Annotated in this window: 11 protein-coding genes and 1 pseudogene; 8 read left to right on the top strand and 4 right to left on the bottom strand. The window is 71.5% G+C overall.

The window, feature by feature from the left end; translation table 11 throughout:
• The first annotated feature begins 33 nt into the window (after window positions 1-33).
• Window positions 34-726, top strand: a complete 693-nt coding sequence (locus tag OHA05_RS04330; protein ID WP_313947738.1) for a B3/B4 domain-containing protein — start codon at window positions 34-36, stop codon at window positions 724-726.
• Window positions 727-821: 95 nt separating this feature from the next.
• Here the strand turns inward: OHA05_RS04330 and OHA05_RS04325 are convergent, their stop codons facing one another.
• Window positions 822-1,544 (bottom strand): lysophospholipid acyltransferase family protein, encoded by a 723-nt coding sequence (locus OHA05_RS04325; RefSeq protein WP_313947739.1) that lies wholly within the window; start codon window positions 1,542-1,544, stop codon window positions 822-824.
• Window positions 1,545-1,704: 160 nt separating this feature from the next.
• Complete coding sequence (locus OHA05_RS04320) at window positions 1,705-2,121, bottom strand: DUF4395 domain-containing protein (protein ID WP_313947740.1); 417 nt, start codon at window positions 2,119-2,121, stop codon at window positions 1,705-1,707.
• A gap of 76 nt (window positions 2,122-2,197) precedes the next feature.
• Here OHA05_RS04320 and OHA05_RS04315 point away from each other — a divergent pair, with 76 nt between their 5' ends.
• From OHA05_RS04315 to OHA05_RS04290, 6 genes are all read left to right on the top strand, one after another.
• The gene (locus OHA05_RS04315) at window positions 2,198-2,611 is read left to right on the top strand and encodes a TlpA family protein disulfide reductase (RefSeq protein WP_313947741.1); all 414 of its coding nucleotides are present in this window, start codon (window positions 2,198-2,200) and stop codon (window positions 2,609-2,611) included.
• 113 nt (window positions 2,612-2,724) lie between these two features.
• Window positions 2,725-3,231: a flavin reductase family protein gene (locus tag OHA05_RS04310; protein WP_328859872.1), complete on the top strand. Its 507-nt coding sequence runs from the start codon at window positions 2,725-2,727 to the stop codon at window positions 3,229-3,231.
• Between the two features lie 217 nt (window positions 3,232-3,448).
• The gene (locus OHA05_RS04305) at window positions 3,449-4,234 is read left to right on the top strand and encodes an electron transfer flavoprotein subunit beta/FixA family protein (protein WP_328859871.1); all 786 of its coding nucleotides are present in this window, start codon (window positions 3,449-3,451) and stop codon (window positions 4,232-4,234) included.
• A 55-nt stretch (window positions 4,235-4,289) separates the two neighbouring features.
• Window positions 4,290-5,264, top strand: coding sequence for an electron transfer flavoprotein subunit alpha/FixB family protein (locus OHA05_RS04300; protein ID WP_328859870.1), 975 nt, complete (start codon window positions 4,290-4,292; stop codon window positions 5,262-5,264).
• A gap of 152 nt (window positions 5,265-5,416) precedes the next feature.
• A complete protein-coding gene (locus OHA05_RS04295) occupies window positions 5,417-6,706 on the top strand; it encodes a DUF6986 family protein (RefSeq protein ID WP_328859869.1) in 1,290 nt (429 codons plus the stop codon).
• Between the two features lie 113 nt (window positions 6,707-6,819).
• Window positions 6,820-8,601: a serine/threonine-protein kinase gene (locus tag OHA05_RS04290; protein WP_328859868.1), complete on the top strand. Its 1,782-nt coding sequence runs from the start codon at window positions 6,820-6,822 to the stop codon at window positions 8,599-8,601.
• 46 nt (window positions 8,602-8,647) lie between these two features.
• Here OHA05_RS04290 and OHA05_RS04285 read toward each other — a convergent pair whose 3' ends face one another.
• Window positions 8,648-9,637, bottom strand: coding sequence for a LacI family DNA-binding transcriptional regulator (locus OHA05_RS04285; protein ID WP_313947747.1), 990 nt, complete (start codon window positions 9,635-9,637; stop codon window positions 8,648-8,650).
• Window positions 9,638-9,850: 213 nt separating this feature from the next.
• On the opposite strand from OHA05_RS04285, the gene OHA05_RS04280 reads away from it, so the two are divergent.
• Window positions 9,851-10,816, top strand: coding sequence for an ROK family protein (locus OHA05_RS04280; RefSeq protein WP_328859867.1), 966 nt, complete (start codon window positions 9,851-9,853; stop codon window positions 10,814-10,816).
• Here OHA05_RS04280 and OHA05_RS04275 read toward each other — a convergent pair.
• A pseudogene (locus tag OHA05_RS04275) lies at window positions 10,800-12,835 on the bottom strand (NPCBM/NEW2 domain-containing protein). The gene OHA05_RS04280 and the pseudogene OHA05_RS04275 sit on opposite strands and share 17 nt — an antisense overlap.
• Window positions 12,836-12,956: the final 121 nt, after the last annotated feature.

The raw sequence follows: 12,956 nt of genomic DNA, 5'->3' as shown, positions 1-12,956 counted from the left end.
CCGCCTTCCCAGCGCACTGTGAGGCAGTCCGGTATGACGCTCTCGCTCACCGTCTCCGACGAGGTCAGGGATCTGGTCCCCGGCTTCGTCCACCTGGCCGTCGAGGCGCACGGCCTGGTCAACGGGCCCAGTACCGCCGAGAGTTCGGCCCTGCTGGACGCCGCCGCCGCACGGCTCGCCGAGCGGCTGGACGGACGCGCCCCGCACGAGGACCCGCACATGGCCGCCTGGCGCGCGGCGTACACCGCCTTCGGCTCCAAGCCGTCCCGCACCCGCAACTCCGCCGAGGCGCTGGCCAGGAGGGCGCTCGCGGACGGCGGACTGCCGCGGATCAATGTGCTGGTCGACCTCTACAACGCCATCAGCGTGGCCCATCTGATCCCGGTCGGCGGCGAGGACCTGGACCGCATCCGGGGCGGGATGCACCTGGTGCGCGCCACCGGCAGCGAACCCTTCGTCACCGTCGCCGGCGGCGAGGAGACGGTGGAGCACCCGGACGCGGGCGAGGTCGTCTGGCGCGACGACGAGGGCGTCACCTGCCGGCGCTGGAACTGGCGTCAGGGGCCCCGCACCCGGCTCACCGAGGAGTCGGTGAACGCGATCTTCCTGCTGGAGTCGCTGGGGCCGATGACGACCGGCGAGCTGGAGGCCGCGGGCAATGAACTCGCCGAGTCGCTGGAGAAGCTGAGCCCGGGCGCGCGCATCACGATCCGTCCGCCGCACTGACGAGCGGGCGCACGGACGGCGGTGCCGCGCTTGGCGGGTGTACGCGCCGACGGACCCGCCCGCCGGGGGACGAGCCCGCCGACGGGCGTGACGTTTCAGCCGGCTTCGCGGACCTCGGCCGGAGTCGGCGCCGTGCCCCCGAGGTGCGCGGGCACCCACCAGGTGTCGGACGCGTCCTTGGGGCGCACGGGATAGGCGCGCTGAGCCGCTTCGAGGAGCTCCTGCACGCGCTCGCGCAGCCGGCGGGTGATCGCACCCGCGTACTGGTCGGTGGGCGCCTCGACCGGCTCGCCCACCCGGATCGTGACCGGGATGTGGCTGCGGCGGAAGTTGCGCGGGCGGCCCTTGGTCCACACCCGCTGCGTGCCCCACAGCGCCATGGGGATGAGCGGTACGCCCGCCTCCTGCGCCAGCCGGGCGGCACCGGACTTGAACGACTTCAGCGTGAACGACTGCGAGATGGTGGCCTCGGGGAAGACGCCGATGATCTCGCCCGACCGCAGTGAGTCGAGGGCGTGCGCGTAGGCGGCCTCACCCTGCGTGCGGTCCACCGGGATGTGCTTCATGCCGCGCATCAGCGGGCCGGAGATCTTGTGCCGGAAGACGGAGTCCTTCGCCATGAAGCGCACGAGCCGCTTCTGCGGCAGCGCGGCGAGGCCGGTGAAGATGAAGTCCAGGTAGCTGATGTGGTTGCTGACGAGCACAGCACCGCCGGTACGCGGGATGTTCTCCGAACCCTGAGTGTCGATCTTCAGGTCCAGCGCCTTGAACATGGTGCGAGCGGCGCCGATGACCGGCCGATAGACGAGCTCTGCCATCTGGAGAGGGCCCTTCTGTTGTGCCCGGGGAGGGTTCTCCCGGCGGAAGTTACGCAGCCGTAGGTTTTCGGCATTGCGCCGATCGTGCCCCATGGGCGGCGTGCTGGCCAGTCCTGGTGGCGGAGGTCGGCGAGATTCTTGTCACGTCCTTCCCGTCACATTATGGACGCCTCGGCGTCACCCGCCGGAGAAGCAGGTACATCTCGCAGCCGAGGCAGTAGCCGAAGGCGGCGTTGAGGAAGGCGGCGGCGAGAGCGCAGGCGGTCGCCGCGACGCCCAGCCACGCGGGTCCGGCGAAGTAGCCGATCAGCCCGAGGAGCGCGAAGGCGAGCCCGACCCCCTGGGCGAACTGCGGGGCCGCCGACGGCTCCAGCTCCGCCGGCGGACCGAGCCTCGGCCTGACGGCGGTGCGGAAGAGCCATCCGTACGGCGAGCGCTGCACTCCCAGCAGCGCGCCCGCCGCGAAGCACAGGGCCTGCCAGGCGAGCAGGCCGCCGCTTCCGGTGATCAGTACGACGGCGAGTACGGCCGTGGTGACGGCGGCCCCGAAGCGCGGGCCCCTGACGTCGATGTCCATGCTGTTCAGGATCACGCACCGCGCGGGCCCTGGAGCGGTGGGAATCTTTGCAGTCCTGTGAACGCTGGAGTTGAGGATGAGCGGACTTGTGGTGTGCGCGCTGGTGCTCGCGGCGGCGAGCGTGTTCGGGGTGTGGCACAGGAAGAACGGCGGGAGGCTGAAGGTGCGCGGTCGGGATGCGGGGAAGAGGCTGAGCCCGGCCGATCTGGGGGCGGAGCTGGGGCGACGGGCGACGCTCGTGCAGTTCTCCAGTGCCTTCTGCCAGCCGTGCCGGGCCACGCGGCGCACCCTCGCGGATGTGGCGGGCATGATCGACGGCGTGACCCATGTCGAGATCGACGCGGAGGAACGGCTGACGCTCGTCCGCGAACTCGGCATCCTCAAGACACCGACCGTCCTGGTGCTCGACTCCACCGGACACATCGTCACCCGCGCCGCCGGTCAGCCCCGTAAGGCGGATGTGATCAACGCGCTCGGCCGGGCGGTGTGACGCACCGTGATCCGTCTCGCACCTTCTGGGCAGCACTTGACTGCACGTGCCACGCATCGCCAGGCTGACGCTGTGTCCGAAGAAGCTTCCCTCCGTGGGCCGGCCCGCACTCCATGACCGCTACGCCTGAACTCGGTACTCCCCGAGTGGCCTCGCCCGAGCTGCTGCGCGCCGTCTTCCGCCGGCACGCCGCCGGTGTGTCGGTGATCACCGCGCAGGACGAGAAGCCCGTCGGTTTCACCGCCACCTCCCTCAGCTCGGTCTCCGCCGACCCGCCGCTGATCTCCTTCGGGGTCGGGACGGCGTCCTCCAGCTGGCCCGTGATAGCCCGGGCGGAGCACGTCGGTGTCCACATCCTCGGCGAGCACCAGCAGGAGCTGGCCGCCACCTTCGCCCGCAGCGGAGCGGACCGCTTCGCCGCGCCCACCCGTTGGCGCAACGGCCCGGAGAACGTGCCCATCATCGGCGACGTGCCCGCCTGGATGGTCTGCCGGGTCGTCGCGCGCGTCCCGGCCGCGGACCACCACCTCGTCATCGCCCAGGTGGTGGCGGGGGATTCGACGGGAACGGCCGGCCCTCTCGTCTATCACCAAGGCCGCTTCAACGCCCTGCGGGACTGAGAGTTCCCGGTTACGCAGCGTTGGCAACGTCACAGTTCCAAGCGCTTGCTCACGGGGTACATGAGGGATGTACTGGTGAGTAATATTTCGCTCAGGGCACCGGTCGCCCCGACCGGAAACCCCGCCTTCAGGCGCCTATGCTGCCTGCATAAGGCAGGCCCCTGGCCCACGGCGCCGGGGACCCCACAGAAATGACCGATGTAGTAGGAGAGCCGGCGTGAGCTTGAGGATCGTTGTCTGTGTGAAGTACGTGCCCGACGCCACCGGCGACCGGCACTTCGCCGATGACCTGACCGTCGACCGTGACGACGTGGACGGTCTGCTGTCGGAGCTGGACGAGTACGCGGTCGAGCAGGCGCTGCAGATCGCCGACGAGGCGGACGACGCGGAGATCACCGTGCTGACCGTCGGCCCCGATGACGCCAAGGACGCGCTGCGCAAGGCGCTGTCGATGGGCGCCGACAAGGCCGTTCACGTCGAGGACGACGATCTGCACGGTTCCGACGTCGTGGGCACCTCGCTGGTGCTGGCGAAGGCGATCGAGAAGACCGGTTACGACCTGGTCATCTGCGGCATGGCGTCCACGGACGGCACCATGGGCGTGCTCCCGGCGATCCTCGCCGAGCGTCTGGGCGTTCCCCAGGTCACGCTGCTCTCCGAGGTCTCGGTCGAGGACGGCACCGTCAAGGGCCGCCGTGACGGCGACTCGGCGTCCGAGCAGCTGGAGGCCTCCCTCCCGGCGCTGGTGTCGGTCACCGACCAGTCGGGCGAGGCGCGTTACCCGTCGTTCAAGGGCATCATGGCGGCGAAGAAGAAGCCGGTGGAGTCCCTGGACCTCGAGGACCTGGAGATCGACGCCGCCGAGGTCGGTCTCGAAGGCTCCTGGACCAAGGTCGACTCGGCCACGGAGCGCCCGGCGCGCACCGCGGGCACGATCGTCAAGGACGAGGGCGAGGGCGGCAAGCAGCTCGCGGAGTTCCTCGCGAGCCAGAAGTTCATCTGAGGCCGAGCGCCTCTCCGCCCCCAGCTCTTTCGCATTCGCAGGAGATTGAAGTCCCATGACTGAAGTTCTCGTCTATGTCGACCACCTGGACGGTGCCGTCCGCAAGCCCACCCTGGAGCTGCTGACGCTGGCCCGCCGCATCGGCGACCCGGTCGCCGTCGCGCTCGGCGCGGGTGCCGAGTCCACCGCCGCCGCGCTGGCCGAGCACGGCGCGGTCAAGGTGCTGACCGCCGACGCTCCCGAGTTCGCCGACTACCTCGTCGTGCCGAAGGTGGACGCGCTCCAGGCCGCGTACGAGGCGGCGTCCGCCGGGGGCTCCCTGGCCGCCGTGCTCGTACCGTCCTCCGCCGAGGGCAAGGAGATCGCGGCCCGTCTCGCGGTCCGTATCGGCTCCGGCATCATCACCGACGCCGTCGACCTGGAGGCCGGCGACGACGGCCCCGTCGCCACGCAGTCCGCGTTCGCGGCGTCCTACACGACCAAGTCCCGGATCAGCAAGGGCACCCCGGTCATCACGGTCAAGCCGAACTCGGCCCCCGTCGAGGCCGCGCCCGCCGCCGGCAGGGTCGAGGCCCTCACGGTCTCCTTCTCCGAGGCCGCGACCGGCACCAAGGTCGTCTCGCGCACCCCGCGTGAGTCCACCGGCCGCCCCGAGCTGACCGAGGCCGCGATCGTGGTCTCCGGCGGCCGCGGCGTCAACGGCGCCGAGAACTTCGCCGTCATCGAGGCGCTCGCCGACTCGCTCGGCGCGGCCGTCGGCGCCTCCCGCGCCGCCGTCGACGCCGGCTGGTACCCGCACTCCAACCAGGTCGGCCAGACCGGCAAGTCCGTCTCGCCGCAGCTGTACATCGCCTCCGGCATCTCCGGTGCGATCCAGCACCGCGCCGGTATGCAGACGTCGAAGACCATCGTCGCCGTCAACAAGGACGCCGAGGCCCCGATCTTCGACCTCGTCGACTACGGCGTGGTCGGCGACCTCTTCGAGGTCGTCCCCCAGCTGACCGAACAGGTCAAGACCCGCAAGGGCTGACCCGCACCGCTCTGAACGGCCGGGGCCGCACGGTGATTGCCACCGTGCGGCCCCGGCCGCGTTCGGGGGACCATTGACGCAGGTCGCGACCGCCTATTAACTTCACTATGCGGATTGTTGATTCCGTGCAGCGGAAAACAGGAGGGTGTGGGATGGGTCAGCAGGAGAAGGTGGCAACGAGCCTCGCCGGCGCGGTCAGCGAGGGCATCAGCGCCTCCCTCGCACCGGTGGACGCGGAGCTCGCCCGCCGATACCCGGGAGACCCCGGCACCCGCCAGCCCGTCCACACCGTCTACGTACCGGGTGACGTCTTCGCCGCCGGCACCATCCGCTCCTGGGGCGACCAGGCGCTCGCCGCACTCGACGAGCACGCACCCGACGCCGCCTCCCTCGCCGCCGTCCTCGGACTCTCGGACGAACTGGCCGAGCCCGTGTACCAGCGTGTACGGGCCAAGCTGGAGCGCGAGCCCATCGAGGACCTGCGCATCGACTTCGAGGACGGCTACAGCGGACAGGGCGAGGACGCCGACGCGGCGAGGGCCGCCCGTCTGGTGACCGAGGCCTACGAGCAGGGAACGGCCGCGCCGTACATGGGCATCCGTATGAAGTGCATGGAGGCGCCCGTACGCGACCGGGGCATCCGCACGCTCGACATCTTCCTCACCGGCCTGATGGAGCACGGCGGCCTGCCCGACGGGCTCGTCCTGACCCTTCCCAAGGTCACCTACGCCGAGCAGGTCACCGCGATGGTCCGGCTGCTGGAGGAGTTCGAGAAGGCGCGCGGACTCGACGCCGGCCGGATCGGCTTCGAGATCCAGATCGAGACCAGCCAGTCCATCCTCGCCGCCGACGGCACCGCCGCGGTCGCCCGCATGATCGACGCCGCCGAGGGCCGCGCCACCGGGCTGCACTACGGCACCTTCGACTACAGCGCCTGCCTGGGCGTCAGCGCCGCCTACCAGGCGAGCGACCACCCCGCCGCCGACCACGCCAAGGCCGTCATGCAGGTCGCGGCCGCCGGCACCGGGGTACGCGTCTCGGACGGCTCCACCAATGTGCTCCCCGTCGGTCCCACCGGGCAGGTGCACGACGCCTGGCGGCTGCACTACGGACTGACCCGACGGGCCCTGGCGCGCGCCTACTACCAGGGCTGGGACATGCATCCCGGCCATCTTCCGACCCGCTACGCCGCGGTGTTCGCCTTCTACCGCGAGGGCTTCGAGCAGGCGGCCGCCCGCCTCGCCGCCTACGCCAACCACGCGGGCGGCGATGTCATGGACGAGCCGGCCACCGCCAAGGCGCTCAGCTCCTACCTGCTGCGCGGCATCGACTGCGGGGCGCTGGACACCGCCGAGGTGGCCGGCCTCACCGGTCTGACCCGTGCGGGTCTCGACAGCTTCGCGGCTCCGCGGCGAGGGGATCTCACCGCCACAGCCCAGTAACGGTGGCCAACTCCCGTCACTGCTGCCCCTGCTGCTCCGCCTAGTCTGTACCTGGAACGCGCGCGCACGCGCAGGCGGAATGCGCACACACACGCAACAGGAACGGGGCAGCGGTGACGTCGGGGGAGAACGAGCGGCTGGCCGGCCGCTACCGGGTGATCGAACAACTGGGCCGCGGTGGCATGGGAGTTGTCTGGCGCGCCGTCGACGAGGTGCTCGGCCGCGAGGTCGCCGTCAAGGAACTGCGGACGTACTCCGACTCGTCCGGTCCCGAACTGGACGACCTGCGGATCAGGATGCAGCGCGAAGCGCGGGCCGCCGCCCGCGTACGCCATCCCTCCGTCATCGCCGTGCACGACGTCACCGAGCACGACGGGCGCCCGGTCATCGTCATGGAGCTCATCGACGGCCCGTCCCTCGACGACGTGCTGCGCGGCGAGGGCGTGCTGGACCCGCGCGAGGCCGCCCGTATCGGGGCCAAGGTCATGGAGGCCCTCGGCGCCGCCCACCGTGTCGGCGTGCTCCACCGGGACGTCAAACCCGGCAACGTCCTGCTGGACCGGGGCGGGTCCGCCGGGGGCGACAGCCGCGTCGTGCTCACCGACTTCGGCATAGCCGCGATGGACGACCCCGGCGACGGCTCCACCACCCATCTGACCCGCAGTGGCGAACTGGTCGGTTCGCTCGACTACTTGGCGCCCGAGCGGGCCCAGGGTCAGGCGCCCGGGCCCGCCTCCGACATCTGGGCACTGGGCGCCACGCTGTACGCGGCGGTCGAGGGCGCGGCCCCGTTCCGGCGCACCTCCACCTGGTCGACGCTCAACGCCATCGTGGTGGAACCGCTGCCAGAGCCGAAGCGGGCCGGCGCGCTGGGCCCCGTGCTCCGGCAACTGCTGCACAAGGACCCCGCTCAGCGCCCCGACGCGGAGACCGCGGCCCGGCTGCTGGCCGGGGCCGCCGCCGACACCGCTGCCGCCTCCACCGCCCCGCTGGGACCTCCGGCGCCCGGCCCGCAGGAGCCGGCCACCCGGGTGCCGACCGTGCTCAACGCGGCACCTCACCGTCCCGAGGGATTCGGCCCGGCAGCCGCCGAACCGGCAGCACCGGAACCGGCACCGGCCGCCCCCGCCGTCACGTCGCCGGTCGCCTCGCAGGGTTCCCGGCCGGCACGGACGTCCCGCGGCCGCGGCCGGATGATGCTCATCGCCGCGGGTGTCGTCGCCGTCCTGCTCGCGGGCGGAGGCGTGACGTACGCCCTCGTCGACCGCGACGGCTCCTCGACCGGCGAACGGGCGGGCGGCGAAGGCACGTCACCGTCCAAGAGCGCGGGCGGTGCGTCGGAAGCGGGCAACGAGGTCGCACCCGGGAAGAAGAGCCCGAGCCCCGGGACCTCCGAGCCGGACGCCGGCATCTCTCCGTCGAAGTCCGCCAAGCCGCCGGCCGCCGGAACGAACGGTGCGGGCGAGTCCACGGGCGGCTCGTCCGGCAAGGGCGGCGGCGCGGGAGCCGGCGACACCACCGGCGGTGGATCGGACACCTCAGGCGGCGGCGGATCCGGCAGCGCGACCGATGGCGGTGCGACGACGGGCGGCGGCTCCGACCCCGACCCCGCGCCCGTCTGCCATGCGATCGGCGGCGGCAAGTACAACTGCAAGGTGTGGCGCACGGCCACCTCGTACACGGCGTCCGGCACCGAGAAGGGGGTGCTGAAGGCGGGCACCAACTACTTCTACTGCCAGCAGAACCTGGGCCGTCGTGAGTCCCACGGGCAGTGGACCAACGTCTGGTGGGCCAGGACCGACGACGACAGCGGCAACACCGGAGTCTTCGTCAACGACGTCAACATCCAGGGCGGCCACAACGACGAGCCGGTGCCCGGCCTGCCGGTCTGCTGACGCCGGGCGAGCGGCTCGGGCAGGGCGGGACGGCGGACGGCGGTCCCTAGCGGTCGCCCGCGGGCGGCGGGATCTCGCCGGACCCGCGCGGGATGAGCACCGTCTCCAGGGCGACCTGGGTCGGCTCGTCGTCCGCGCCGTCGAGGCGGCGGAACAGCCGCTCCGCGGCGGTGCGTCCCAGTGACGCCGCGTTCTGGGCTATCACCGTGATCCCGAGCAGATCCGCCAGCTCGATGTCGTCGAAGCCCACCAGGGCCACCTGCTGCTCCCGCTCCGCCAGCACCCGTACGGCGGTGACGGTCACCCGGTTGTTGCCCGCGAACAGCGCGGTGACCGGCTCCGGCCCGGACAGCATCCCGGTGACGGCCGAGCGGACCCGCTCGGGAGCCGTGGAACCGAGCGACACCCACGAGTCGTCGACGTCGAGCCCGGCGTCCTCCATCGCCGCGCGGTAGCCGCGCAGTCGCTCGACAGCGGTGTGGATCCGCGGCTGGTCGCCGATGAAGCCGATACGGCGGTGGCCGTGCGCGATCAGATGGGCGACGCCGGCCCGGGAGCCGCCGAAGCTGTCGGAGAGCACCACGTCCGCGTCGATCTGACCGGCCGGCCGGTCCACGAACACCGTGGCGATACCGGCCTTGATCTCCGGCTCCAGATAGCGGTGGTCGTGCCCGGCGGGGATCACGATCAGACCGTCGACCCGGCGCGCGCACAGCGCGAGCACCAGCTCCTGCTCGCGGTCGGGGTCCTCGGCGCTGGAGCCGTTGATGAGCAGCGCGCCATGGGCGCGGGCGACCTCCTCGACCGCGCGGCTCAGCGGACCGTAGAAGGGGTCGGCCAGATCCTCCAGCACCAGCCCGATCGAGGCGGTGCGCCCCTTGCGCAGCACCCGCGCGCTGTCGTTGCGGCGGAAGCCGAGGAACTCGATCGCCTCCTGCACCCGGCGTTCCGTGTCGGGTGTCACACCGGCCTCGCCGTTGACCACGCGGGAGACCGTCTTCAGACCGACTCCGGCACGTGCGGCGACGTCCTTCATGGTGGGACGATTCCCGTAGCGGGGCTCGGGACCTCGCGTGCGCACGGGCGTGTGCGAGGGGCGGTCGGTATCGGCCACAGTGCGTAGTCCTGTCGTTGTGCGGCGTATGCGAAGCTGTACCGTCGAGCATAGGGCCTGGACAACGTTGTCAGGGGAATGGAGACTGGTTACCCAACCGCAGGTCCGACCAGTTTCCCGGGGGATCCCACACCAATGCATACCGACCTCGTCGCCGCGCTGGACATCGGCGGCACCAAGATCGCCGGCGCGTTGGTGGACGGTAGCGGCCGCATCGTTCAGCGGGCGCAGCGACCTACACCGGCCACCGAGGGCGCCGAGACGGTGATGCACGCGGTCGAGGCGGTGCTCGCCGACCTGTCCGCCTCACCCCTGTGGGCGGATGCGTCGGCCGTCGGTATCGGCAGCGCGGGCCCGGTGGACGCGTCCGCGGGCACGGTCAGCCCGGTCAACGTCCCCGGCTGGCGCGACTTCCCCCTGGTCTCCCGCGTCCGGCAGGCATCCGGCGGACTGTCCGTCGAACTCGTCGGCGACGGGGTCGCGATGACCGCCGCCGAACACTGGCAGGGCGCGGCCCGCGGCTACGACAACGCCCTGTGCATGGTCGTGTCGACCGGCGTCGGCGGCGGACTCGTTCTCGGCGGCAAGCTGCATCCCGGCCCCACCGGCAACGCCGGTCACATCGGCCACATCAGCGTCGATCTCGACGGGGACCGGTGCCCCTGCGGCGCCCGCGGCTGTGTGGAGCGGATCGCCAGCGGCCCGAACATCGCCCGGCGCGCGCTGGACGGCGGCTGGCGGCCCGGACCCGACGGTGACACTTCGGCCGCCGCCGTGGCCGCCGCGGCCCGGGCCGGACATCCGGTCGCCGCCGCCTCCTTCGACCGCGCCGCCCAGGCCCTCGCCGCAGGTATCGCCGCGACCGCGACGCTCGTGGAGATCGAGATAGCCGTGATCGGCGGGGGAGTGGCGGGCGCGGGGGACGTCCTGTTCACGCCGCTGCGCCGGGCCCTGCACGACTACGCCACGCTCTCCTTCGTCCAACGCCTCCGTGTCGTCCCCGCCCTGACGGGTACGGACGCCGGCCTCGTGGGCGCCGCCGCTGCCGCCTCGCTCGCCCGGCACGGCGAGGCGGCGGCGGTCGTCAGCAGCCGATCCTGAGATCGCCCCAGTCGGCATGGTCGTAGCTGATGCCGTCCCCGCCGTCGGTGACCACCAGCCGGACGACCTCGGCGCCGCTCACGTCGGCCGAGAGCGGCTGAGCGGGCATCGCATTGGTCAGGACGCCGGTCGAGGCGGCCTTCTCGCCGTCGGCCCAGATCTCGAACGTCACCGTGCCGCGTGTTCCCGTCTCGTCGTCGAGCCCGACCTGCGCGGTGAGCGTGGAGCACTTCCCGCCCGTGTAGTACTCCACGGCACTCGCGGCGTGGACTCCGAGGCCCTTGGCGAAGACCTGCCCGCCGATCGTGATCGGCCCGCCGTCGCCCGCCTCGCCCTCGCCGTTGCTCCGGTCGCGCTCCACCGGACCCCAGTCATTGGTGGCGCTCAGCGGGCCCAGATCGCTCGGATACGACTCGCCGGCCGGCGGTGCCACCACGACCTGGATCCGCAGCGGCACGGTGGAGGTCAGCCGCTGCCCGGTCGGCGAGCGGTAGGAGGCCGTGAGCGTCAGGTCGTACGCACCGGGGGCCGCGCCCGCGGGGATCGCCGCGTCCCAGGCGGTGGTGAGCTTCCTGCCGCTCGGGAGCGCGGCCGCGGTGGCCGGGGACGTGGGCCTGAGCTTCCAGCCGGCCGGGCCGGTCAGGGAGACGGACACCGCCAGTGCCGGGGTGCGGCCGAGATCGGTGACGGTGGTGGTGAGCGTGCCCGTGCGCCCGGCCTCCCTCATCAGACCCTCGTCGGCGCTCACGTCGACGGCCGGGGGCAGCAGTGCCCACTTCCGGTCGACGGAGACACGCACCAGCACGGTGCCGTGCGCCGGAACCGTCGCGGCGATCGTGCCCGCGGTGTTGGTGTCGGAGTGCTTCCACAGATCGCGCATCCGGTACGCGGGCGCGCTCGGGAGGCCGACGGCCTTCGCGGTGGTGGCGATCCGCTGCGGAGCGCCGCTCTCGTTGAACAGGGCGACCGTACGGCTGCCGTCCTGCATCTCCTTGGCCACGACCCACCGGCCGCCCTCGGAGGAGACCACGGTGCCCTGCTTGCCCAGCGGGTCCTGGTCGACGGCGATCACCTCACGGTTGCCGAGGATCTCGAAGGCGGAGGCGGGTGCCTTGCGCAGATCGGATCCGATGAGCAACGGGGCCGCCATGACCGACCACATGGAGAAGTGCGAGCGGTACTCGGTGTCCGTCATCCCGCCGTTGCCGACCTCGAGCATGTCGGGGTCGTTCCAGTGGCCGGGACCCGCGTACGGCGCGAGCGGCAGGTTCTGCTTCATGATGGACAGCATCGAGCCCCAGTGATCGCTGATGTCACCGGTGGTGCGCCAGAGTTGGCCGACGCCCTTGGCCCACTCCCAGGGCTTGTTCTCGCCCCACTCGCAGATGCTGTAGAGGATGGGGCGACCGGTCGCCCGCAGGGCGTCGCGCATGGTGGTGTAGCGGAGCTCGGCGTCCACGCCCTGGTTGTTGCAGTTGTCGTACTTGAGGTAGTCGACGCCCCAGTCGGCGAACTGCCGGGCGTCGCTGTACTCGTGCCCGAGCGCCCCCGGGAATCCGGCCTCGTTGCAGGTCTTGGTCCCCGCGCTGGTGTAGATGCCGAACTTCAGTCCTTTGGAGTGGACGTAGTCGGCGACGGCCTTGATGCCGTTCGGGAAGCGCACGGGGTCGGGAACGAGTTCGCCCTCGGCGTTGCGCTCCGGCAGGGCCCAGCAGTCGTCGAGGTTGACGTACTCGTAGCCGACGGCCTTGAGCCCCTTCTCGATGAAGAGGTCGGCGATCCCTTGACCATCGACTCGTTGAACTCCGCCCGGCAGTGGGTGGAGTTCCAGTTGTTGAAGCCCATCGGCGGGGTGAGAGCCTGTGCGTCGTCGACCTGTGGAGCGGCGGGAGCGGGTTCCGCCGCCGTGACCGGGGCGGCGGCGACAGCCGGGGCGCCTAAGCCTCCGGCGCTGAGCAGCAGGGTGGCCAGCGCTCCGACGACTCGATGGCGGGTAGTGCGGGTGGGAAGGTATCGCATCGTGACTTTCCTCCGTACTCGCGCCTGTTTGAGGCGGCGTCATGTACGCGTCAGTGACGAGCGTTTACGGTAGGGCCTGTTGGAGTCTGTTGGAAGAGATGCGGTAACGGTTGCACGATCT

The sequence above is a fragment of the Streptomyces sp. NBC_00306 genome (genome assembly GCF_036169555.1).
In the GTDB taxonomy this organism is placed as follows: domain Bacteria; phylum Actinomycetota; class Actinomycetes; order Streptomycetales; family Streptomycetaceae; genus Streptomyces; species Streptomyces achmelvichensis.
The sequence above is the reverse complement of the archived record's forward strand: the minus strand, read 5'-3'. Positions and strand labels throughout refer to the sequence as shown.